The 23,410-nt window shown below is 41.1% G+C and carries 23 protein-coding genes and 1 pseudogene; 19 read left to right on the top strand and 5 right to left on the bottom strand.

Annotated elements, in window-relative coordinates:
• Positions 1-450: 450 nt before the first annotated feature.
• Positions 451-777, top strand: a complete 327-nt coding sequence (locus tag NNJ73_RS01680) for a hypothetical protein (protein ID WP_254492416.1) — start codon at positions 451-453, stop codon at positions 775-777.
• An 871-nt stretch (positions 778-1,648) separates the two neighbouring features.
• On the opposite strand, the gene NNJ73_RS01675 is transcribed toward NNJ73_RS01680, so the two are convergent.
• Positions 1,649-2,230: a hypothetical protein gene (locus tag NNJ73_RS01675; protein ID WP_254492415.1), complete on the bottom strand. Its 582-nt coding sequence runs from the start codon at positions 2,228-2,230 to the stop codon at positions 1,649-1,651.
• A gap of 1,279 nt (positions 2,231-3,509) precedes the next feature.
• Here NNJ73_RS01675 and NNJ73_RS01670 point away from each other — a divergent pair.
• The 11 genes from NNJ73_RS01670 (at position 3,510) to NNJ73_RS01620 (ending at position 10,933) form a co-directional block, all read left to right on the top strand.
• Positions 3,510-4,013: a hypothetical protein gene (locus NNJ73_RS01670; RefSeq protein ID WP_254492414.1), complete on the top strand. Its 504-nt coding sequence runs from the start codon at positions 3,510-3,512 to the stop codon at positions 4,011-4,013.
• 9 nt (positions 4,014-4,022) lie between these two features.
• Positions 4,023-4,562 carry a hypothetical protein gene (locus tag NNJ73_RS01665; protein ID WP_254492413.1) on the top strand — a complete coding sequence of 180 codons (540 nt, stop codon included), beginning with the start codon at positions 4,023-4,025 and terminating at the stop codon, positions 4,560-4,562.
• 57 nt (positions 4,563-4,619) lie between these two features.
• Complete coding sequence (locus NNJ73_RS01660) at positions 4,620-5,168, top strand: hypothetical protein (RefSeq protein ID WP_254492412.1); 549 nt, start codon at positions 4,620-4,622, stop codon at positions 5,166-5,168.
• A 14-nt stretch (positions 5,169-5,182) separates the two neighbouring features.
• Positions 5,183-5,380, top strand: coding sequence for a hypothetical protein (locus NNJ73_RS01655; RefSeq protein ID WP_254492411.1), 198 nt, complete (start codon positions 5,183-5,185; stop codon positions 5,378-5,380).
• 12 nt (positions 5,381-5,392) lie between these two features.
• Entirely contained in the window at positions 5,393-5,725 is a 333-nt protein-coding gene (locus tag NNJ73_RS01650) for a hypothetical protein (protein ID WP_254492410.1), read from the top strand.
• A 174-nt stretch (positions 5,726-5,899) separates the two neighbouring features.
• Positions 5,900-6,193: a hypothetical protein gene (locus NNJ73_RS01645; protein ID WP_254492409.1), complete on the top strand. Its 294-nt coding sequence runs from the start codon at positions 5,900-5,902 to the stop codon at positions 6,191-6,193.
• Between the two features lie 220 nt (positions 6,194-6,413).
• Positions 6,414-6,803, top strand: coding sequence for a hypothetical protein (locus tag NNJ73_RS01640; protein WP_254492408.1), 390 nt, complete (start codon positions 6,414-6,416; stop codon positions 6,801-6,803).
• A 204-nt stretch (positions 6,804-7,007) separates the two neighbouring features.
• Positions 7,008-7,331: a hypothetical protein gene (locus NNJ73_RS01635; protein WP_254492407.1), complete on the top strand. Its 324-nt coding sequence runs from the start codon at positions 7,008-7,010 to the stop codon at positions 7,329-7,331.
• A gap of 63 nt (positions 7,332-7,394) precedes the next feature.
• Positions 7,395-8,537: a hypothetical protein gene (locus NNJ73_RS01630; RefSeq protein ID WP_254492406.1), complete on the top strand. Its 1,143-nt coding sequence runs from the start codon at positions 7,395-7,397 to the stop codon at positions 8,535-8,537.
• Between the two features lie 74 nt (positions 8,538-8,611).
• Positions 8,612-8,998 (top strand): hypothetical protein, encoded by a 387-nt coding sequence (locus NNJ73_RS01625; protein ID WP_254492405.1) that lies wholly within the window; start codon positions 8,612-8,614, stop codon positions 8,996-8,998.
• 1,761 nt (positions 8,999-10,759) lie between these two features.
• Positions 10,760-10,933, top strand: coding sequence for a hypothetical protein (locus NNJ73_RS01620; RefSeq protein ID WP_254492404.1), 174 nt, complete (start codon positions 10,760-10,762; stop codon positions 10,931-10,933).
• 234 nt (positions 10,934-11,167) lie between these two features.
• Here NNJ73_RS01620 and NNJ73_RS01615 read toward each other — a convergent pair whose 3' ends face one another.
• Positions 11,168-11,683 (bottom strand): short-chain dehydrogenase, encoded by a 516-nt coding sequence (locus tag NNJ73_RS01615; protein WP_254492403.1) that lies wholly within the window; start codon positions 11,681-11,683, stop codon positions 11,168-11,170.
• Positions 11,684-12,759: 1,076 nt separating this feature from the next.
• Between NNJ73_RS01615 and NNJ73_RS01610 the strand changes: the two genes are divergently transcribed.
• The 4 genes from NNJ73_RS01610 to NNJ73_RS01595 all read left to right on the top strand — a co-directional run bounded on the left by NNJ73_RS01610 (position 12,760) and on the right by NNJ73_RS01595 (position 16,474).
• On the top strand, positions 12,760-13,326 hold the full coding sequence (locus tag NNJ73_RS01610) for a hypothetical protein (protein WP_254492402.1): 567 nt from the start codon (positions 12,760-12,762) through the stop codon (positions 13,324-13,326).
• On the top strand, positions 13,283-13,561 hold the full coding sequence (locus NNJ73_RS01605; protein ID WP_254492401.1) for a hypothetical protein: 279 nt from the start codon (positions 13,283-13,285) through the stop codon (positions 13,559-13,561). Before NNJ73_RS01610 ends, NNJ73_RS01605 begins: the two co-directional genes overlap by 44 nt.
• A gap of 214 nt (positions 13,562-13,775) precedes the next feature.
• Positions 13,776-14,207 (top strand): hypothetical protein, encoded by a 432-nt coding sequence (locus NNJ73_RS01600; RefSeq protein WP_254492400.1) that lies wholly within the window; start codon positions 13,776-13,778, stop codon positions 14,205-14,207.
• A 1,163-nt stretch (positions 14,208-15,370) separates the two neighbouring features.
• Positions 15,371-16,474, top strand: a complete 1,104-nt coding sequence (locus NNJ73_RS01595) for a hypothetical protein (RefSeq protein WP_371923244.1) — start codon at positions 15,371-15,373, stop codon at positions 16,472-16,474.
• A gap of 1,009 nt (positions 16,475-17,483) precedes the next feature.
• On the opposite strand, the pseudogene NNJ73_RS01590 reads toward NNJ73_RS01595, so the two are convergent.
• Together NNJ73_RS01590 and NNJ73_RS01585 are read right to left on the bottom strand one after the other, a co-directional pair.
• Positions 17,484-17,805, bottom strand: a pseudogene (locus tag NNJ73_RS01590) (hypothetical protein).
• A gap of 2,540 nt (positions 17,806-20,345) precedes the next feature.
• Positions 20,346-20,912, bottom strand: coding sequence for a hypothetical protein (locus NNJ73_RS01585; RefSeq protein WP_254492398.1), 567 nt, complete (start codon positions 20,910-20,912; stop codon positions 20,346-20,348).
• A gap of 338 nt (positions 20,913-21,250) precedes the next feature.
• Between NNJ73_RS01585 and NNJ73_RS01580 the strand changes: the two genes are divergently transcribed.
• Positions 21,251-21,649: a hypothetical protein gene (locus tag NNJ73_RS01580; RefSeq protein WP_254474854.1), complete on the top strand. Its 399-nt coding sequence runs from the start codon at positions 21,251-21,253 to the stop codon at positions 21,647-21,649.
• 312 nt (positions 21,650-21,961) lie between these two features.
• Positions 21,962-22,165 (top strand): hypothetical protein, encoded by a 204-nt coding sequence (locus tag NNJ73_RS01575; RefSeq protein WP_254492397.1) that lies wholly within the window; start codon positions 21,962-21,964, stop codon positions 22,163-22,165.
• A gap of 129 nt (positions 22,166-22,294) precedes the next feature.
• On the opposite strand, the gene NNJ73_RS01570 is transcribed toward NNJ73_RS01575, so the two are convergent.
• Entirely contained in the window at positions 22,295-22,567 is a 273-nt protein-coding gene (locus NNJ73_RS01570) for a hypothetical protein (protein WP_254492396.1), read from the bottom strand.
• Between the two features lie 50 nt (positions 22,568-22,617).
• On the opposite strand from NNJ73_RS01570, the gene NNJ73_RS01565 reads away from it, so the two are divergent.
• Positions 22,618-23,409 (top strand): hypothetical protein, encoded by a 792-nt coding sequence (locus NNJ73_RS01565; RefSeq protein WP_254492395.1) that lies wholly within the window; start codon positions 22,618-22,620, stop codon positions 23,407-23,409.
• The last annotated feature ends 1 nt before the right edge of the window (position 23,410 follow it).

Genomic DNA, 23,410 nt, shown 5'->3' with positions numbered 1-23,410 from the left:
AGGCTCTAAAACACTCCTCCTTTGAGGGCGTATGTTTCTGGAATCGGTTGTGATGTGCTTTAGGGCGCAGGGAATCTTTTAAGCTTGTTTATTGCTGGCGGTTTTTTAAAGGTCGCAACTCGGATGAAAGGGGAAGTGCGCTCTGTGGATTTCAAGTGTTCAGGTTGTCGCACATCATCAACAGTGGGGAAACAGTAGGAACAAGGTGTATGAGGGGAGTGGTTTTTTTAAACAGAGGGGTAACAGAAGAGGGGGACTAGTTTGTTATGCTCTAAAACACTCCTCCTTTGAGGGCATATGTTTCTGGAATCGGTTGTGATGTGCTTTAGGGCGCAGGGAATCTTTTAAGCTTGTTTATTGTGCTTTATGGAAAAATTTTAAGGGGGACTGTTTGTGAATCCCAAGTGCACCTTGGCGTGAAAGGCGTCGTTTTTTTATAAAGCAATGGGAATGATCTTCATCTTTTGTGGTGTGGGGCTTTGCAGTGTGGGGCAGCTCAAAATGGACTATGCGTCAAAGGAGATCGCTGTGTTTAGCTTATTACTCTGCGTTGCTGTGATCGCTTGCATCGGTGTTTTAAGGGGAGAATGGGGGGTGTTAAGGGCGGTGTTTTGTTGCGGGCGCTTTATGAGAAGGGGGCGTGGAGCCAGTTTTCTCTCTCTTGCTTTTGGTGCGGCAAAAGAAAGATCATTAAAAAAGCTGGAAGTTAAAAAAAGACGAAAGACACCGTCAAACAATCAATTTTTGCAGCAAACTTTTGAACTTCTCAAACAGTAAAACTTCATACAATTTTATACATTGTTGTTTATACAACTTTATACATTGTTGCAAAACACACTGTTTTAGAACAGATTTTAAAACAGTCTCTCATAATTTCTCACAACATAAAAATTTAATGGTGATTTAATGATGAAATTAAGACGCAAATATCCCTTTACCGCACCTGTCATTAAATACGATTTTTCATCTTCTGTCAACAGAAAAACAATGATTTGTCCTTTTTTATCGTGGAAACAAAGTGAAAGAAAAAAGCGCATTTATAGGGTGTATCTCGCAAAATATGTTGTCTTAACAAAATATGTTGTTTTACATGGGAATTTTTATGGGAGAAAATTTTTTATGGGGGGAAAGTTTTTTTGATGAAGCTTTTTGATGGAGCAAAGAACATTCCTTTGAGAAAGAAAGGGTGAGGTGGAGAGATTGTTGATGGTGATATTGGGAGGGGAAATTCTATCGACTGGTGGTTTATGGAGGGAATGGAACCTTTAGATTGGCTGGTGTTGGAGAGAAGAGGAGTGTGTGAGCGATTGAGACTGGCGCGGCTGTTGTATTCGCTGGGGGATGGATGAGAGTGGCTTGTTCCAACAAAAGGGTGTTTGAAGAGGGGGCTATCTTGTTCTACCGTAAAATATTGTCCTTTGAGAGCGTCTGTTTCTTGGGGCGCGGCTGTAATGTTTTTAAAGGTGTGGGGGCGCTTTTGAGGCTTGTTTATTGTGCTTTAAGCCCCGCAAATCCCCCCGCAAATCCAATGACAAGGGTACGCGCTTTGTGGATCTTAAGTGCCTCTCTTCTGAGAGGCGGATTTTACAAACGAGGCGTAGGGTTTTAGAAGCTTTAGCCTTTGAGGGGGAGACGACATTAGTGTTTTTTAGCGAATACTCTTTGGGCTGGAACAGTCAAAATGTTTATAAAGAGCATCAAGAATAAGGCGCAGTGAGCCAACAAGCGTTGGTAGGGGCTGATCTTCACTAACAAGATATTGTAATGCTGCATGAAAGTTGTGTTGACGATGCAGATTTTGGGCTTCTTTAATCGCTTCTTGCATCGCTTCATAGCGTTGTGTTGCTCTTTCAACCCATTGCTTTTTTGCTTTCTCATCAGAAGCACTGTGCTTAAAGCCATCATAATAGCCGTTTGGCAAACCTTTGGCACATAAATAGTCGTTTCTGATTTGCAAGTATTGTTGCGCCGTGTCATATTGCTCTTGACTGATGCCTGATGAATCCCCTTTATAGCCCAGCAAACAAAGACGCCCAATATAGCTCCCCACAAGCGGATTTTTTGCTTCTTCAAGGCTTAAACCAAAGTGTTTTGCACGCATTTCAATGGCTGCTTGGAGCGCTGATTGAGATGTCAATTTGCTGGGGCTTTTGGCACGTGAAATACGGCCATTGGGTTCTCTTTGTTTGCCGGTTATTCTCGGTCTACCGCGTTTTTTACCTATTTCCATGAATTTACCATTTGAATGAAAAAGAAACTGTCTGTTGCGGGGGACAGGAATTGTAAAAAGCATTTGGAGAAAATACGGGGCGAAAAAATACTGGGAGGTTATAAGCCGTTATAGTGCAAAGGAGAAACGAAGCCTTTAAGCGTCAAAGCAACCTTGTAGGGCAAAAAAATCATCTTTAAGATATTGTTTTTACTCCACCCCCATCATGCTTATCTTTATCTTTTTAGCCGCGATCGCGGATGATTTGCTTTCTACAGATTTTTCAACGTCTCTGGAAAAAGTGAAAAGAAATTTTTGTCACATGTGAATGAAAAAATAAAGTTCCATGGGGCTTCTCCTTATTTTTTCGCATAAGTTTTTTGTCTCTTCTCATCGGTGTATTAGGGGATTATAAGGGGCGTATTGAGGGATTATAAGGCTTTTATCTTTGAACGCTGAACCCAGAAGCTTGATCTCCATCACGCTGTTTAAGCCCTTATTCTTTCATAGAGTCCTCTTATAAAGGTGGTCCTCTATAGAGGAGCTTTGCCGGAGAGTGAAGGGACAGAGAACGCTATAAAACAACCTTATTCATATTCGTCATTATAACATAAGATGCCCTCTATTTTCAAATAAATAATCACTTATCGGCTCAAATAAATACTCAAGAATCAAGCGATTGGGTTTGGCGATGTTCTTTATCTATCCTTTATAGAGGCTGAAAGTTTCTTTGGCTGTTTTAATGGATTTCATCATGAGTAGGGGGCTGTCGTTTAAAGGGTGCGATGTCCTATCCAAAGAAGCTGTATGAAAAGATCCTTGGAGATAAAGGGGGCTTCAAGAGAAAAGAGGCGTCTATGAAGAGAGGCTTTTATAAAGCTGGGGGCTTGTGAGAGACGAAACCTTTCTTGCTAATGTTAAAAGAGAGGCTTTTTCATTTAAGAAATTTTAAAATGAGAATGGAAAAATTTTAAGGATGCTGTCGCGGCATTTTAGGTCATCGGTTGTTTTTTCGCCAGTGGGGTATTGAAGGAGGGTGTTCTAAGGAGGGTATTCTCAAAACAGTGTCCTTTAGGGAAAGGCTCTCTGGGCTTGTGTGATCGATCAAGAGGGAAAAAGGCACGTTTATAAGCATTGAGAGAAGCTCTGTTGTTAGGTGTTCAAGGAATTTTAAAAAAGACTGAAAAAAACTATTCGTGCTTGCTTCATGATGAGAAGAGTGCTAAGCGACTCCGTCACGCTGTTTCTTGTGTTATCAGATATTAAAGCGTGGGTATTTTAGACGTGGGGGATTATTCCTATGATCAAAGATCAATCACAACAGCCATCAGCCTGTGAGGAGAAGGCTTATATCTCGCAATCTGAGTTGGATCAATCGGCCGCTTTTAAAAAAGCGATGGTTCTCTCAACAAAGGATTATGTCATCATTTGTTGCTTGGCTATCCTCTTGTTGGTGCTTTTTGTTGCTGCTGTCTCTATGGATCCTTGGGAAGTTTTTCAAATTTCTAAAGAACAGCTGCAAGCAATGAAGCAGCAAAATTTTCAAGAAGCGATGCGAGAAAGTCTTCAAAACCCTTTAAAAAATCCTATCATCGAACATTTGCGTGATGCGGGGTGGAAGAGTGTTTGGGCTTTTGTATGTTTTATGCCGTCAATGATTTTTGGGGCTCTTGCTGGTTTCTTTCCACTCTTTTCTATCTTTCACGCCATCTTTAAACGGGACGTGAAGGAAATGATGCAGCTGTGGGAAACAGTGCCAGAGCAGCAACCTTTAGATAACCAATCTCTTAACACAAGACTATAGGGGGGATACGTGAGCGTTTCTTTCATCATTGGATGGTTAATTACTGTAGGGACAATAATCTTTATGTATGTTGCATTGCTTTCGGTACTCTTTTCTACCGTGAAGATCATCTTGGCACTTTATTATTCTTTGATAAAACGGACAATCGTGTTAGTTAAGATGCGGTGCAAATTAAAAAAGGGGCCAGCGCAGAATTTGAGGTGTTATCAGGTAGAGGATAGAGAACAGAATACAGTTCTTGCAACACAGTTTAGCGCTCGTTCTTTTAAAGAATCTTTGGAACTCTCAAGAAAAGATTATAAAATAATCTCTTGTATAGCTTTCATTGTGGTTGTGCTTCTCGCATGTGCTTCGCTTTTTTTATCTCTTCTCATAAAATATACGGCTGTTCCCTACAGTGATGCGTCGGCCTTGTTTTTTCTTGGTGCACTGCCGTTTTTGTTTATTTTGGTATGTAGCACTTTCACTTTACCTGTCATTTTAATTCTCCATAGTTTCCTTTATTATGGCGTGAAAAAAACAGTGAAGAAATTAGAAACATTTGCTTGAGCAGAGAATAAAAATGATGATTTCATCTCAAGGCGATAGAGAAAAAAAGGGAGCGTTATGATAGAATATTTAGCTTTTTTAGGGGGACTCATTATTGTCATTTTAATGTTTATGGTCATTGTCAGGCTTCCTTACCTGTTGATCAAGCATATGAGGGTGTCCTTTAAACTTGCTCGAGAATTGAAAAAGAATACGACGCAACAAAAGCAAGCCATACAACAGTTGTGTAATGATCCGGAAGAAATGAAAAAACAGAATCTCACGCATAAGACCCTTGAGGCAAAAATGCGCTTTCTCAACTTTAAAGAGTCTCTGCCCCTTTATGCAAAAGAATGTAAAATAATCTTTTTTATCTTTATTCTCTTTTCTCTTCTAGAATCTGCTTTTTCTACCACAAATTTGCTATGGTGGAAGAGTGATAGCATTGTCTTTATCATGGTGCTGTTGAGTATTATATGGATAGGAATTCTTTGTTTGTCTCCCATCATGGCAATAATGGGGATAAAATTAACCCGAAAATTGAGAGAAACGCTTCAACAGTTAGACGAAGTGATCGAACAGCGCGATCAGGCAATTCGTATGCAGAATGCACAAAATGAAAAATAGCAAGGGGGGACAAAATGTCCGGTAGTCTTATAACATTAGCAGCATGTTCTATTCTGTTATACACGCTCTTAAATGTCTTAATATGGGTGCCCATTGTTGTCATTTATTATCTGTTTATTAAGCGTGCGCGGCTCTATTGTCGTGTGAAAAAAGAGTTGAAAGAGGTGCTCCATGAGCGCGATAGTGCCTTGGAACAAATCGCCCAAAAATGAAAAAGTGAGAAAATGAAAAGCAGCAGTCTGTTTGATCAAAAACAGCTTTCGCTTGTTTGGGCCGACTATAAAAAAATATTCACTCTTTCAACCGTTATGGTGACACTTCCAACAGTTATCACTGTTATCGTTAAGATATGGAGAAGGAAGGATTTTTTTTCTGCGGCTCTCTTAGAGCCATTGGCATGGATGCTGGCTTGTGCTTTTTTATTCTTACCCATTGTTTTTATGATGCTTTTTATCGTAACCCGTCAATTGAAGAAAATGATCCGACAACTGGAAGAAGAGGTTGAGCAGAAAAAAACACCGATGATCCTCTATCGTGAAAATGAGGGGGAAAAGTGAAGAAAAAGGAGAAAATAAAGCATTCTATTCTACGCACATCTTGGAGTTTTTGCGCTTTAAGGGGCGGTGGTGAGATCCTTTGAGTACAAAAGCTTTAGGGATGGTGAGAGGTTTAAGCTTTGAAACAAGCATAAAATCCATTTCCACCATGCTTTGAGGATGGCTTAAGGGAAGGTGCGTGGTTTAAGTTTTGGTGATGGCTTGATGACTCAAGTTGTTTTCAAGACAAAGAAATGCGCAGATGATTTTCTTGAACCGCTTTACTTCTCTTGTGAAAGGGACTTCTCTTGGGGAAAAACACCACTCAGAATTTTAGAGCCAGAGACTGAAAAAGGCGGCAAGAGTAAAGGAGGAAGTGTACCGTCATTCTATAGAGATGGCATTCTATGGGGATGGCGTGCAATAGAGGTGGCTTTTATAAAAGGTGGGTTGAGGAGAAAAACAGACATTCAGACAACGAGGAGATAAGACAAACGAGAAGATCCGTCTGCGGTGGGAAAACATGCCCTTTGAGGTCAAAGAAAAAACGCTTCTTCCGATATTATTTTTATAAAAGATGAGAAAAGACAAGGATTAAAAAAAACAAGCAATTGAACTAAAAACCATGGATGGTGATGAATGGCATTTATGATCAGGAACAACGTTTTGATTCATGAACTTAATGTTTTAGATAAATGAGGGAGAAAAAATGAAGCGCAATGGGGGGAATTTAATATCGAATAGGGGGAAAAATTCAAGATCAGATCAGAAACCATCAAATCAGGAACTACGGGCTTTTTCTTTGGCAGAAACATTTCTGACACGCAAAAATTATAAAGTTATCTTTTGCCTTGCTTTTATTCTTGAGGCTTTTAAAGTGGCACTTGCACTGGTATTTGAGTGGGATTTGACAGGGTGGTGGAATTATAGCCTCTTCATTCTCATATTCATATTGGTTGTTCTATCCGTTCTTCTTTTTTTATTGATCCCTGTTGTCTTTTTCGTCCGTCTTACTTTTACGCGTTTGTTGAAAAAAAAGATTGCTCAGTTGGAGCAAGCAATTAGCCAAGCGGAGAAAAATTCCTTCTTAACAAAATAAGCGTGTAAAGAGGAGGGCAAAATGAATATACGGTTTTTTTAATCTTTTTATGCTTTGTCGGAGCGCTTTTATGGGCGTGATGTTTGACCAAGGGAAAAAATGTGCGGTTGATCTAAACGCGGTTGATCGTGGTAAATTGAATTCATTGTAAGGACAAAAGCGTCGTTTCATGAAAGTAGCTTTTTAGATCAATGAGGGGTAAAAATGAGACACCATGAAAAAAATGCAGCATTGGATGGGAGCCCACGGGTTTTTTCTTTGGAAAAAGCGTTTCTGACACGCAAAAATTATAAAGTCATCTTTTGCATGACTTTCACTCTTTCAACTTTGAGAACGGCTCTCTTCTTACCAGCATTGCTTGGGGTGAAGTTGACAGAGTGGGAAGCCAATGTCGCGGCTCTTCTCTTGCTTATCATACTGTTTATATCATATTTAATTTTTATATTGATCCTTGTTGCTTTTGTGGTTCGTGTTACTTTTACGTATTTGTTGAAAAAAAAAGATTGCTCAGTTGGAGCAAGCAATTGATCAAGCGGATAGCGGCTACATATCGACAAACGAGTGCGTGAAGGGGAGGGGAAAATGAGAGATATGGATATCGTTGTCCTATTTTCATGGGGTGTGGGCGTGACGCTTTTTACACTGCTTTCTGCTGTGGTCATGATGTTTATTTGGGCATTGTATTATTCTGCTTTCAAGCGGGTGAGATTATATTGCCAAGTGACAAAAGAATTAAGACGTGTGCTTAAACAACCGGTTGCTTTTGAGCCGTCCAGTGGGGGAACACCAATGATGAAGCCATCATTTGAGGAAAAAGAATTCAAAGTATTTTCTCTTGCTGATGAAGAAATTCTCACAATGGAAAATGCAACGGCGCTTTTAAAGAGTTTGGGGGGAAGGATAGAAATTGAAGAAAAAGGGGATCATTTGGCAACCTTCTTTTTACCAGATCGTGAAGTGCAGTTTCTTTATAATGCTGAGAAGGGGTATCCGCAATTTGATTGTGCCATTGCGGTGATCTCTGGTATCCATGCGGCAGCTTGCCAAACGATCGATCCTTATAATTCTGGAGGCTTGATTGCTCTCGAATTGAGTTTTGATCTGAAGGGATTAGAAATTTTTGAAGAAAAGGTAAGTGTGGGGCGTTTGCGCCATGCGCTTGAGAAAGCTTTAGAAAAGGCTATGGACGAGGTTGATCTTGGTAACATGCTCCGCTCTCAATATCGCACCCTTCCTTGGGAAAACAAAATTGTGGTCCCTCAGTTGACGCCTTATGCGCTGCGTTATCTTGCGGCTTTAGCCTTGGTAGGGGATGTTGAAACTTTAGACTCCTATCACAAAAGCTTTATGGAAGGTGAAAGACTGGGCTTTGGGACAAGCATTAAAGAAGAGCATCTGGAACGCGCGATAGCGATTGCTAAAGCGGTAGAAGAGACAAAACAGCTTAGTTATGATCTGCTTCAACAGACGGCAAAGAGTTTTTCTATGGAGGTGGAGAGTTATGACTATTTCAGAGCTACAGATCCAAATTTGTGCAGTAGAAGACGTTCTGTTTACGAAAATTTGCTCGAGGAAAAAAGAGAAGAATTGAGGCAACAGGGATATACGGTTTACGAAAAGGACACGATTTGTGAGATTGATGGAAAAAAAGCTCGTCCCCATATTCTTTACATGAAGGATGGGGAAGTAAAATATATGGATGTAAAAATTGAGATTAATGAAAAAAATTATTGAGAAAAATAAAGCAGTTAGGTAAATTAAATAAAACTTAAAATGGCGCGTCAAAATGAGATAAACAGAGGGGATCAATGCAGGAGAAAAACGCAACATTTGGAGAGTCTTTCTTTTCATGTAAAAAATTGACAGTATCTTTAGTGGCAAGCTGTAAGGGGGTGGAAAGAGATCAAATGATCGGGCGCTCCTTTTTCATCATGTTTTGCACAATGTTTTATACGGGCCTTATCATGATGGTTTTAGAAGTTCCTGCGGGTGCAAAGTCTCTGGTACAGCCAGAGCCGTGGACAAGATGGGAGAGTATCGCTTCTCTTATTTTTCTCTTGCCGGTGTTGATTTGGTTTTGTCTTCTCACCCCTCTTCCGATCCTTTGGGGAGTTCGTCGTTTTAAAGAGCGTAAATTGGAAAAAATAAGGCAAAAATTAGAAGAAGAAACACAGCCGTTAAAGATCAATCGGTGAGACGATCGCCATGAGAAATGAGGTGGTTGCGCTTTTTATTTTTTTCTGCCGTTGGGCTGTTTTCTTCTCGAGACTGTGGCGGTTTTTGCTCTTTTTGTCACGATGATCATTGTGACGCCTTATTATTGTTTAATTAAGCGGTTGAGGCTCACTTTCAGAGTGAAAAAATAAACAGGTTTGATAAAAGAACGACCGCAGCATTTTTGTTTCTCTAAAAAAAGTCTTAAAGAGATCGTGCAGAAAAACTTAGCGCCGGACACAGAAATAAGTTCCCATGCGTTTAAAAAATGGCTCTTTTTTTCCAATAAAGATTATGTCATCCACGCATGCCTCTCTTTCATCATTATGGTTTTCAAAGTTTATGTCTATGTGACTTTTTATACAGAGGTGAATTTTTTGAACGATGAGAAGAGATTTATCTCTATGAACATTTTCTTTTTTACTTTGTTGTTTTCTCGGCATGTCTTTTGGCAACGGTTCCTGTTATTATAATCCTTCGTGAAATTTTAACCTCTCGGCTAAAAAAGAAGATTCAGCAATTGGAAGAAGTGACTAAAGCCCCCCAATCAATTATAAAGGGGAGAGGGTAAAATGCATTACGAGATGCTGGAAGCTGCCACGGTGGTTTTGATGGTTCTGTTGGGGGGCTTTTGGATTTGTTCTTAACGGTACCCATTGTGGCACTGTATATTTCTTTTATCAAGCGTTTAATATCCTATTATAAGGTTACGCGGCAATTAAATGCAGTGCTGAAAAAGCGCATGTAGTCTTCGTGGCGTGAGGAGGTATCCTTTTAGATCATGCCATTGCTTTACGGCTTTGAGAGGCATGGAGGGGCTATGGTGCACTCCGTTGTTTTTTTCATTTTACATTTGTCTTTGTTTGAAGGGAACTGATGATCAATTGACTTGGGGTGGTATTAGCTTTCTACGGTTTTCTGTGAAAGAGCAAAATCGTAAAAACGTGAAACTGTAAATTCAAGGGTGTGCGCTTGGTCAAACGCATGAGGGGGGGATGATTGGGTGAAGAGGGCGTGAATGGAGAGGGCGGAAGAGCATAGGGCAGGAAAGGTTGAAATGGTGTGGGGGAATTGGGAAAGTTTTTTGGAAGATGTGTGGAAAGAATGGGGGAATGGGAAAGGTGTATGTGGAGGATGGGGTTTCAGAAGGGAGTGGGGGTGCTGAAGAGCTGAGCAAGGTGAGGAACATGTATGGCACTGTCTGCTTTTTTTATCAAACGTTTTTTAATTATAAGCTCACGTGGCAATTAAATTCAGTACTGAAAAAGCGCATGTAGTCTTCATGGCGTGAGGAGGCATTCTTTTAGATCATGCCCTTGCTTTACAGCTTTGAGGGGCATGGAGAGGCTATGGTGCACACCGTTGTTTCTTTCATTTTACATTTTCCTTTTCCTTTGTTTGAAGGGAACTGATGATCAATTGACTTGGGGTGGTATTAGCTTTCTACGGTTTTCTTTGAAAGAGCAAAATCGTAAAAACGTGTAACTGTAATTCCAAGGGTGTGAGCTGTTCAAGAGTATGAGGGGGGTGGAGATGATTGGGTGAAAAGGGGGCGAATGGAGAGGACGGAAGAGCATAGGGCAGGAACGGTTGAAATGGTGGGGAATTGGGGGAAAGGGAGATAATCAGTCGTCTTGGGATGGTATTGAATTTCTACAGTTATTCTGTGAATAAGTAAAATCGTAAAAGAGTGAAACTGTAAAAACAAGGAGGGCTTGGTCAAGCGCATGAGGGGGGGATGATTGGGTGAAAAGGGGAAGAATGGAGGTGTAGGGGCGAATGGAGAGGACGGAAGGGCTTGGGGGAAAAGGGGGGAATTGACGTGGGAAAATGAGGGAAAATTTTGGGGGAGAATGGGTGGAATGCTGGAATTGGTGGGGAGTTTGGGAATGCGAAAGCCGTTGTGTGGAGCATAAAGTTTGAAGAAGATATGCGGGAAGAGAGTGGAAATGTGGGGAGATGTTTTGTACCAATTTATTAAAAGATTTGGCTTTTAAAGGGATCGACTTTATTGTCTTCTCAAGACTGCCATGGAGGCGTGTTTATTTTCAGTATCCATGATTTGAGAGAGTGTCGTTTAAGAGAAAGTTTAGAGCACAGAGTTTGGAGGGTGTTTGCTTGGTCACGAAAAAGCAAAAGGAGGGATTGTATTACAAGTTTTGTTTCTTCATATGATTTTTTATGGCATCGAGGATCTGTTGACTTATTTCCTGATGGGTCAGCCAGCGTGAACCTTTTGACGTTGTTTTTTGTCCTAATTGAATAGAGATGAAATCAATCTTATTTTTGCGTGCGCACTCAGTGATCATTTGATCATGCGTATTGGAACCAAAAACATGAAGAATGCACGGGGCGGTAGGTAAAAGCGCTAACTGTTCAATTAATGCGCAAGAAAAGGCAAAGGCGGACGAATGAATCCATAATATGCAATATTTTAAACCATGCCATTGCTTCACGGCTTCTAAAAATTGTGTCCGTGATGTTGCACAATCATAATCCAACGAGATGCACAACTGCTGTTTTTGGAATGCTTCAAACTGGACTTTTGGGGAAAGAAAGCGTGCAACGATAATGGCTTCTTTTGGCTTGAGGGATTGACAAAAAGGAGCAAGCATCCCTGTACCTCCTACAACTAAATAACGATAATGCGCGCCCTTTTTTTGCATGTCCCCACCCCTTTGCTTTAAATGCGTTGCTTTAAAAATGTACACATTTCATTAGAAAGCTGTTCACAATGTGTTTATATCTTTTTCCTTATAACTTGCCAAGGAAAACCTTTGTCTTCTAAGGAAACCTTGTTGGAAGAGGTTATTTGACATCATGCTTAACCCATAAAGTGTACACACCACCGGCAATCAATGCGCAGATGGTGGTGTGCATTTTGGGGTGGTCCTTCCATGAGAGATAAGCCCAACGGGTTTATTTCAAAAGGCATTATAAGCGCAGTGATCAAGCGCATTTTTTAAAACATTCGCATATGAGCCTTGAGAAAGGGGGATTTGTGAGAAGAGACTCCTCCTGCGATGGTTTTTACAAATTGTGGGTGTGGGTGAGGCTTGTCGTGAGCACAGGGGTGGTGTGGTAAGGCGGGGCGGGTATGGCTGTCCGTAGCGGTGGGATATGGTGGTTGTGGGGGTAGTTTGTGGGTGTGGGTGAGGCTTGTCGTGAGCACAGGGGTGGTGTGGTAAGGCGGGGCGGCTATGACTGTCCGTAGCGGTGGGATATGGTGGTTGTGGAGGGTATAGTTTGTGGGCGTGGGTGAGGTTTGTCGTGAGCACAGGGGTGGTTTGTCGTAAGGCGGGGCGGGTATGGCTGTCCGTAGCGGTGGGATATGGCAGTTGTGGGGGCGGGTATAGTTTGTGGGTGTGGGTGAGGTTTGTCGTGAGCACAGGGGTGGTGTGGTAAGGCGGGGCGGGTATGGCTGTCCGTGGCGGTGGGATATGGCAGTTGTGGGGGCTGGTTGAGGTATTATGATGGGGATCTATGAAATGGGGGTGAGGCTTGTTGGTTTGGCAGTGTTGAGCGCGTGCTGCTTTAAAACAAGACTGCGAAGGGGCGGTATTTAATGATTGACACCATCAAGATTGAGAATATCCGTATCTTTGGGTAATATTGGCAATATCCTGTGTCTTCGGGCGCATTCTCTTTAAGGACTTCTATTGGGTGACAATGCGTTTTACTTAAGAGATGATTTGTGTCAAGAAAGAAAAAAACACATATTTTTGTAAACAAGGAAGAGCAAATGAAGGGGGAAATTTCAACAGGAGATCAAAAAAATCGCTCTTTTGCTCTGGAAGAGTCCTTTCTTTCCTCTAAAGAGCATAGCATCATTTTTCTTATTTCTGTGATCATGGCGCTGTGTCGGTGGGTTTTTTTGATATTCTTAGAATTCAAGAAACCGTTGACTGTTGCTCAAGAGAACACGCTTTTTGCCTTTTTTGTGCTGCGTGAAGTCATCATGGTCTGTGTGTTTGCTTTGATGCCTGTTTTCTTGGGGCTTTATCTCATCTTAACGCATTTTTTGAAAAAAAACATTCAGCAGTTGAATGAGCTTCTTCAGCAACGGGGGCAAAAAACCGATCAACAAAATCATCCTGCAAAAAAACATAGAGAAAATATAAACCGTTTTTTTATCGTATTCCTTTGCTTCATCATTTTGTTTGACGTGTCTTTTACGGCAGGGGTTGTCATACTGATTTTGGAATTTTATTCTTTTGTCTTCAAGCGCGTGAGACTGTATTGCACCGTGAAACGCGAATTAAAACATGTCAGACAAGAGCCAAACAGAGCGCTGTCGCCGTTATCGTGAGGGGAAAAAGCCATGTTCAGCCATTCTCGTGATACAACGCGTGACACAAGAAGAGGAGAGGGTTGAAGAATCATCAGATGAAGAGGGGGATGACGCCCATTGTCGTTTGTGGATGAGGAGGTGTTCTTATCATTTGGAGGGCAAGAGCGTTAAAAAATCTCTTTTTAAAAAATCTCTGGGAGATTTATTCGAAAACAAGGGAAGAGCTATGCGTCGCACTTTTCGTGCGGCTTAAAAGAGCGGGCGTGAAAAAAGAAATATGCTTGTATAAAAAAGGGAAGAGCAAATGAAGGGGAAAAATTCAACATTTTATAACGAACTGTGCGATTTTTGTGAGAAAGAGTGTTTTTCTGTGCGAGAGTATGTTGTCATTTGTCTCCTCTCACTCATGATTGAGCTTTAGAAACAGAATCTTCTTTCTACCACTGTTATTGGAGTCCAAAGAGCAATTGACTGGGTGGCAGGCTAGTTCTCTTTTTCTCGCTGTATGTGCGCTCTGGAAAGTTATTGTCGGGCGCGTTGTAGTTTTGAACTCCGTTATGATGATCCTCTGCATCATATTGTGGCGCTTGTTGTTTAAAAAGGTGCGCATATTGAACAAAATAAATGAGCAGCGGGGGAAAATAATCCCTCAGCAAAAAGATCGCTATAAAAAGGGTGCGAGGGTAAAAATGGACGAGCTTCTTGTTATAATATTGTGTCTTGTACTTATGTACGTGACAGGTTGCTTTGCGTGTACTCCCATGACGAATTTGCAACTTTATTATGGTGTCTTTAAGTGGGCGAGAAGATATGGCTGTTTAAAAAAAGAACTGAAAAGCCTGTTGAAAGAGCAGGAGATAGCCTTTGAAAAATCATTGAGCGAAGGGAAAAAATTCTAAAAAAAATGCTGAGAAATTGAGCATTGATGGGGAGTGCTCTCGATAACATTTTGCCTTTGAAGTTTTTAAGGGGCTTGAGGGGCGCCATACAACATTGCTCTAAAGGGTGGGGAGGGGGAGTGACATTTTTGGGAAAAAAGCTTGAATTGTAGATGGTCATTGATAGGCTGTGTGGGATTAAAGACCGCGTGGAATTAAAGAAATGTGGGATTTAGAGTGTGGGGTCCTAGAGCTTAGCGTGTGTTTTGGGCGCTTGACTTTACTCGTTTGAAATGTGAGATAGGTAAAAAAGCCGTTTTGGGAGTAGGGGATCGCGGTCTATATGCTGGTTCTCTCTTTTTAGGCGCCTTGTTTATAGAGGTTTTGAAATGAATCTGATAGTGTGAGGGCGAGGAAATTTTCTTGAAAAAAGGGGAATTTTTTGGCAGAAAAAGCTCGAATTGTAACTGATGTCTTTTAAAGATTGGCGCGGGTTGAAATTCTTCATTGTTTGAGGAAGGCAAGAGGGGGAAAAATCCCTCGGATATTATTACTTTTATGATTTTTATCATGACGCAAGCCATGAACCGCCTGTGCTCTTTTTTTGATTTTCGGATTTCGCATGCATCCTCATGCACCAATTGCCAAAAAAAGATCTAGAAATGAGAAAAAGCATTCTCTGTATGAGAGCTAATAAGCTCTCTACCGCATGAGGCTTTGTCAAAGAGTGAGAGGGGAAAAAATGAAGGAGAAAAATTGGACATCAGAGCAACAAACGTATAAAAGAACCCATTCTTTTGCGTGCCAGCAAGCGTTGCTCTTTAGCCAAAGGATTATAAAGTTATCTTTGCTCTTGCTGTGATGATTATCCTTTGGAGAATGATTCTCAGAATACCAGATGTCTTAAATTGGCAGCTGACAGGGTGGCAATATGCGGTGCATCTCGTGATCTTTAAGGGGACGGACGTCATAGAAGGCTGTGCTCTTTTCTTGATTCCGGTGATGTTCCGAGTGCGTCGCAACGTGACGGGTGCGTTGCAAAAAAATATTCAGAAATGAGAACAAGCACTCTCTGTACGAGAGCAAATAAACTCTTTGTCGCATGAGGCTTTAGCAAAGAGTGAGAGGGGAAAATGAACAATAATCCTATCGTCGTACGTCTCTTGGATCCCCAGTTCTAGGTGATGATTGCACTTTTCATGGTCATTATCATGCTGGTTTTGGCTCTTTATATTTCTGTCTTCAAACGGATGAAAATGAATTTCCAAGTAAAGGGCGAGCTGGAACGTGTGCTGAAAGAAAATGATCTGGCAACGCAGCAGTTTTGGAAGGATGAAGCCAAGGTGCAGGAGAGGCGTTTGCAACAAGAGAGAAAAGAGCTCTTGGTCGATGATAATGAAATTCTCACCATGGAAAGTGCAACAGTGCTGTTAAAAAGCTTGGGGTGGTCCGTGGAATTAATGGGAAAAGGTGATCATTTGGCGACCTTCTTTTTGCCTGATCGCGAAGTGCAGTTTCTCTATAACGAGAAATACGTAGAAGAATTTTCACCCTTTGATCGCAGACTTCTGGTAATGAGCGGTATTTTTGCCGCGGCTTGTCAGACCATTAATCCTCTTAATTTTGGGGTTTTGCCAACGGTATTTATAAATTTTGTCCCCAATGGGGTGCAAATTCACGAAGAGAAAGTGACTGCTTCGCGTTTCAAGAAAGAACTTGATAAAACTTTAGAATGGGTAAAGGAAGATGATTGTCTGCATGAAATGCTTTGCACTCAATATTGTATTCCACCTAGGGAAAAAGACTCTTTAGTATGGTCAACCGTTGAAGCAGAGCCAGCTCCTTATGCGCTGTTGCATCTTGCTGCTCTTGCCTTGCTGGGGGATGTGGAGACTTTAGCTTCTTATGATGAAAGTTTTGCGGTAGGCGATAAACTTGGCTTTGATGAAACCATTGAGAAAATCCATCTGGAACGCGCGATGGTGATGGCTCAAGAGGTAAAGGAGGCAGGAAAATTCAGTTATGATCTGCTGGAACAGGTTGCAAAGATCTTCTCCATAGAAGTGAATGACACTCAAATTTTCAGAGTGAGAAATCCTTATTTATGTCATCAAAAACGAGATTTGCATCAAAAAATAGTCGAGGAGAAAAAACAAGAATTAAGGCAACAAGGATACGTTGTGAGTGATGAACCATGCGTCATAGAATCAGAGGGGGTAAAACATGCTCCTGATATTACCTATATCAAAGAGGGTGAGCTTGCATTTATGGATATAAAAATTGATTAGTTTCCTTAACGTGTTTTTTTTAAAACTCTTATTTGAAGCACAAACATGCTTGTTGAAAGAAGCTTAGCACCGTGATTGAAAGGTTTTCTCCCCAAAGCAATACAAAAAAGATACAAGAGCAAAATAGAAGGGCTGGAAAAAATCAAAAAGTACAGCAAGTTTAAAAAATCCGCTGAAAATTTTTTTTCTCAAGATGAGGGGCAAAGTGACGTGATGGTAAATTTGTCTCTTTCTTGTTTTTTTAAGTCTATTCCTTTTTTAAGAAAAGTTGCTTTATTATGTGAAAAAAAGCGCGCTAGAAATGAGAAAATATTCTGCTTAAAAAGCAGAATCAATCATTATGGACTGCATAGAACACTGTTCTTTCCGGTGTGGGGATATTTTCATACATTCTGGTGTTTTTTTTGTGAAAGCCGGTGTTTTTTATGAAAATCTGTGATGAATATTTGAGGGCGAGATTTGACAAAAGAGCTGATGAAAAACTCTTCTAAAGTGGGGGACTTTAAAGTGGAGGATTGAAGCGTGCAATTGGCAAAAACTGTTTAAGAAACACTGGATTTTTTAAAGATTGAGAAATTTTGTTTCTTCGGCTGGAGAGAGTATTCTGACAAAATATTATCTTTTAAGGCGTGGGGATAGGGGGGTAAAAACTTTAGGGGCGCTTCATATTTTTAGGCACTTTATTCATCAAGGCTTGGACCTAAATCCTCGTGACATAGGGGCAAGTTGAAGTGGGGGAAAGGGCATCTTCTTGAAAAGAGAAGAATTGACTGAAAAACGGCAGAATCGCGGTCTATCGTTGTCAAAAAACAGTGTGAGATTGAGAGCCTTCTCTTCATTCAAGAGGGAGGAAGATGGTATCAAGTGCTGTTCTTAAGCAGCTGATTTTGAGGACATAAAATACAATACAAATTAAAATAAAACAAAGGCCCCCTTTTAAAAGGGCCTTTTTATTTTCGTTTTATAGTATACAAAATGTATATAACTTTATTTTTAAAAATTTTGTATCTTATACTTTCGCAGAAATCATTCGCAGAAAATATATCTTAGTAAACCTAAAAAATTAGCAATGGCATCTAATAATTTTTTCCTTTTGTATAGAGATCATTCCTTGATGCTTGCTCTGATGCAGTTCTATTCGCTGTTCTCAGTATATTCAATGTATCCGATGGGCTGCTTACTTGTTTAAAAAACTGTGAATGTGTTTTTTCAACAGTATAAGGAGCAACAATAGGAGAGGGCGCTTGATTGACTATACGATCAGACTTTTGAATCGCAAGAGCTAAACCGCTTGTAATGGCTCCCGCTATAAAAAAATATCTGATATTCATCGTTTTCTCCTACTATTTATTTCTATAAATAAATACCGATACGTATCATATATAAATTCGCTTTAAATGACTATAGTAAAAATACAACAGTCATAAAAAAGAATAAACTTTGTCTACATTTTGACAAAATTTACTCTTAATTGCCTAAATCAATTCTTTATGATTCCATTTTATGGATATTTTAAAAAAGCTCGAGAGCTCTGTCCGTGAAGGGGAATCCCGTAAGATGAGTGACAAAAGAACTGCTGTCAAAATTCTTTTTGTGCCATTCTTTTTGTGCCATTGAGTAAAGATTTATAAAAATGAGGGTTCATTAAAATTAAAATGAGATGTGATAAAAGTTAATTCAAACCCGTGAAGGGAAAGGATGCGTTCTTATGCAAGGCTAGAGTGCATCTTCTATGAGATTGGGTACATGCCGCATGAGGGTTGAGGCATGTGTCCCTTGAGGGGAAGGATGCACTCTTTGTGAGGGCTAGAGTGCATCCTCTATGAGATTGGGTACATGCCGCATGAGGGTTGAGGCGTGTATCCCTTGAGGGGAAGGATGCACTCTTTTGAGGGCTAGAGTGCATCCTCTATGAGATTGGGTACATGCCGCATGAGGGTTGAGGCGTGTATCCCTTGAGGGGAAGGATGCACTCTTTTGAGGGCTAGAGTGCATCCTCTATGAGATTGGGTACATGCCGCATGAGGGTGAGGCGTGTATCCCTTGAGGGGAAGGATGCACTCTTTTGAGGGCTAGAGTGCATCCTCTATGAGATTGGGTACATGCCGCATGAGGGTTGAGGCATGTGTCCCTTGAGGGGAAGGATGCACTCTTTGTGAGGGCAGAGTGCATCCTCTATGAGATTGGGTACATGCCGCATGAGGGTGAGGCATGTGTCCCTTGAGGGGAAGGATGCACTCTTTTGAGGGCGGAGTGCATCCTCTATGAGATTGGGTACATGCCGCATGAGGGTTGAGGCGTGTACCCCTTGAGGGGAAGGATGCACTCTTTTGAGGGCTAGAGTGCATCCTCTATGAGATTGGGTACATGCCGCATGAGGGTGAGGCATGTGTCCCTTGAGGGGAAGGATGCACTCTTTTGAGGGCTAGAGTGCATCCTCTTATGAGATTGGGTACATGCCGCATGAGGGTTGAGGCGTGTATCCCTTGAGGGGAAGGATGCACTCTTTGTGAGGGCAGAGTGCATCCTCTATGAGATTGGGTACATGCCGCATGAGGGTGAGGCGTGTATCCCTTGAGGGGAAGGATGCACTCTTTTGAGGGCAGAGTGCATCCACAGGGGAAGGCATATCTCATAAAAATAGAGAAAGCCCAAGAGATTTATTTTTATTTTATCTCTACCGGTTTGTATATTTTATAGATATTTGCTTTGTCTCCTCAATATTTGAGAGGGTTATAGAGTAAGACTCACTGATGAAGATCAGCTAATGAATATTGAGATCTCTATGAGAATTAAGATATTTTTGTGCTTTTTTTTTGTCTTTTTCTTGATTTTATTAGCTCACACAAAATTTATGAGGCATTTTCCTACAATTTGGCTTTTGGTTGTGCCAATGGATTTGGTTTAATATTTCAATGATTTCAATGGTTTTATTCATACCGCCTTTAAAGAATGATACTTTATCATAGAATAGAATAAATTGAGTCAATTTTTGTAATTCTTTATCTTTGACGTGTTTTATTCTACACGAGCTCTCTTGCTTTTAATGAGTTGTTGGCTTGATGAATTTTAAGATAAAACAGCGTTGAAAGAAGGGAAGCCGGTTAAAAGAGGAAAAGTCTGAGAGAGTTGGCTCTTTTAGGCTAAAATTTCTAAGATAAAGAGCAGAAAACTATCATTCATTAACCCATTGCTAGGATAAAAATACCTTATTGCTGTTTTAATGATAAAGAAAAATATGCGTGAGTCTGTTGTGTCGTAAAACAGCTTCTCTCGTAAATCCCTCGTCCTTTGAGAGAGAATTTTTAAGTTCATTTGAAAAAAGAATAATCTTTTTTGCAGGGAGAACTTATGGAAGAAAAACCCAAAGTTTAAGAGGGCTTTAAGATAATACAGCCATAAAAAAAGCCCTCTGCTTTAAACAGAAGGCAATAATAAGAAGATTTTCAACATTGGGTCGTAAAAATATCAAAAAAGAATGAATTAAAAAAACTTACTCTTCTATCATTAGCAGAAAATTAAAAAGAGAGCAATATAAAAATACTTTTTACAAAAAAGAAAACTTTGTTTTTTTGGCCTTAAACCTCATGAATACTTCTTTTTCATTGAATGTTTAATTTGAAATTTACTGTCAACTTAAGTCTTTAAAGATGTTATGACGTATGCAACCATATTTATTCTTCACTAAAAAACCAACAAAGAGAGCCCTACATGGCGATAGGCTGGTGCGATGGATTGGTGTGGGATGAGAGGCTTTGTTTTTTAAGGGTGTGCGTGTTGCGTGTAAGGGGTTTGTGAGGCTTGTGTTTTGTTAGGTGTGGTGAGGGATGGTGGGGGGCTGTTGGTATGTTGCCCTGAATGACGAGGGGGATTATTCCGAATGTTTATGGTTTGCATAGCCCCAATGAAAGGCAAGTAAGTCTAAACAATCACGTAAATGATCGGCAAGGGAGTTTTGTTTGCGTTTTGAAGGACTTAATTCTTTGATCGCTTGTCCATAACCAATCACTCGCTCAAGCAGTGAATAGCCAAGAATACCAAGCTGCCCTTTGACGGTTTTTAAATGATTGGAGGCTTCTATTTGCCGTTCAATGAGGTGGGTATAGCCTTGGCTACAGGAAACTTTTTCACGCGTATAGTCAAGGCTCATGTGCAGGTCTGCCTGACTGTGACGCCAATAAAAATAAAAACGTTCTGCAGCTTTATATTGTGCCTTACTGAGATGTCCTTTTGCATATAAAAGTGCAATGGGGCGGCTTTGTGCATTGACAAGAACTTTAATGGTACGCCGATTGCTGGAACTTTCTGGATGATGGGGTTGAAAATAAGGATTGCGCGTTTCAAGGGTGACTTCTTGCGTCTTTAAATGACCTATGTGCTGTCCTTTCTCGTGAAACTCAAGAGGGCGCGTGTTTTTTTTCTTATCGTGATGGTTCATCTCATCTCCTTGAATAAAGTATCGTTTGATTCTCGTTTTTTAAAAAAATGTTGCTTGCTCTAGGGAAAAGCGAAGGACGAGAGGAAGATATATGTTGGCATGTGTGCGTGGGAATGCGGTCTTGGGGGATGGCTTGGATTGTTGTGCTGTGGGGGAGGGGCCCGTGGATTTTGCATCTTGAAAAGCGAGATGTTTTGTTGCATGGTGGATTTTCCTTGAATAATTTGATGGGGAGGGGTGTGAATGTCGCCTGATGGGATATTGGGACCGTTGTTGGTGTTTTTAGGCTTTAATCGAGTCTTTCCTTGTTTTTTATTTATATCAGTGCGCATATAGCCATGAAGCGTTTCGGGCTTACAAAAAAGGCAGTGTTAAAGAGTGTGGTATGTTGGAGCATTGTGATTCTTGTCTCTCAGTTGCTTTATATGGCAGCAGAACGTGTTGGTGTGAGCTGGCTTTGGTTCTCCAATAGATGGCTGTTTAACATCCTTTTTGGCTTTGTCCTCAGTTTTGCTGCTATCGCTGCAAAGCACCTTGGGGTGACTTGGCTGGATTTTCTTTATATGGGAATGGAGAATTCGGTTGTTCCTTGGGCGTTGTTCTGGAAAAGAGTAGCTGTTTGCTGCATTGTCTTCCTTTGCCTCGTCTGTGCTTTTGTGGCAGCACAAGCATTTCTGTGTGACAAGGAGCAAATGTTGGGGCTTGTTTGTATAGAGTCGTGTTTTCGGCAATGGTAAATGAGGGTATGGGTGAATTTGTCCTTGGATTTTGCATCTTGAAAAGCGAGATGTTTTGTTGCATGGTGGATTTCCTTGAATAATTTGATGGGGGGAGTGCTATGGCGTCGCGCGGGTTTTTGTCTTTGAAGAGACGGTTTTCTGCATTGTGGTTGCTGTCTTTGGGGCTGTTTATGTGGAAATGAAGGCGTTGGGGATGACGTGGGGCGTATTTTTACGGGCTTTGGCATTTTATGGTACTCCCGGCATTTTCCTTATGGTGGGGTATGAAGTCCTGCAGCGGCGCGGTATCGATAAGGTTTGTTCTTCAAGATGCTGTTGTTTGGCTTCATTTTTGCCGCTGTTACTGATTTTGTTTATAAGCAAGCCCAAGCTTTTGATGTGAGCTGGCTTTGGTTCTCCAATAAGTGGGTGTTTGACGTCCTTTGGGGACTTGTCTTTGGTCTTGTTCTAGGGCTTATTTTTCGAGGGGCAAAACGTTTTGGGTTTAGGCTTTCATTCTTTGAAAAGAATTAAGATTTTGCTCTACCAGCATGCTTGTTGGGATTGTTTTTGTGAGAGTGGGGGGGGGGTGATGTCACGGGGTTTGGTGTTTTTGAAGAGCTTAGCTTTTTGCTGCATCATGAGCGTTGTCCTTGTGTTTGCTTATGCCGGAGTAAAGCGTTTTGATCTTCCAGTCCAAGCGTTTTTATTGGGGGCGGTATTGGTTGTCTTGTTCAAACTATCCTTGGATTTGCTAATAAAAAGGATTTTAGGGTTGAGGGGGCAAAGCTTAGTGATCGTACGTGTTTTTTTATTTTTGAGGAGCTTAGCGTTGACTTGTCTGTTGAGTTTTATCCTTGGTTTGGCTTTGATCGGAGCCAAGTATTTGGGTGTGCCTTGGATTTGGTCCTTGAATGAGTGGGCTTCAATCTGCATTTGTGTCCTTCTTGTTCGTGTTAAGAGCATTTTTTTCATGAGGGAATGCAGTGTGTTGGGGTGACGTTGGGGGGCTTCTTAAAAAGAATGGGCATTTTATTGAATCGGGGGCGTTTTCTTTAATTTTATGGCTGTGGGGAGACTTGTTGATGTCGCAGAGTTTGGTGCTTTTATTGTTGTTGCTGTTTTTTTGCCTTTTTGTTGTCGCTGGTGTTTTTCTTGATAAGGCGGCTGCGCGCCGCGGGGTTACAAGGTGGATGTTTTTTGGCAGGTGGGTGGTCTTTTATGGCGTGATTGCTCTTTACCTTGGTTTTGTTTTCGCAGGCGTGGGACGTTACACTGTTAGCGGGGCGTTGTTGTTGAAGGGAGCACTGTTTTCTTGCAGTTTTGCCGCTGTCTTTGGTTTGGTGCATGGGGGCGTAAAAAGTCTCCCTGTTGTTTGGCAAATGTTCGTGAAGGCGACCTTCTTTTGTTGCTTGATGGGGGGTATCCTGTGGCTTTTTATTGTGGGCGTCAGCGATATGAATAGCACCAGGGTGATATTCTTGAAGGTGTTGGTCTTGGCACTCTTGTTGGAATTGCTCTTGGGGTTCTTTATACGCGAGCATCGTGATACGGTGGTGCAGAGGGTGTTGCGTGTTTTGAATTTTGTGCTGTTTATCTGCATTTTGGCTCTTGTCTTTAGTTTTTCTCATTGGGGAGCAGAGCGTTTGGGTTGGAGTTGGCTTTGGTTCTCGAATCAGGATGTATTGATTTTCATTTTTGGATTTCTTTCTCCTTTGATTTATCAGGGAATGAAGTCTGCGCGTGTGATGGCGGGACGTTTTTTAAAAAAAGAGTGAG

Origin of the sequence: Bartonella sp. B1099 (assembly GCF_944801835.1) — a bacterium.
In the GTDB taxonomy this organism is placed as follows: domain Bacteria; phylum Pseudomonadota; class Alphaproteobacteria; order Rhizobiales; family Rhizobiaceae; genus Bartonella.
This window is presented reverse-complemented; position numbering and strand designations above follow the sequence as displayed.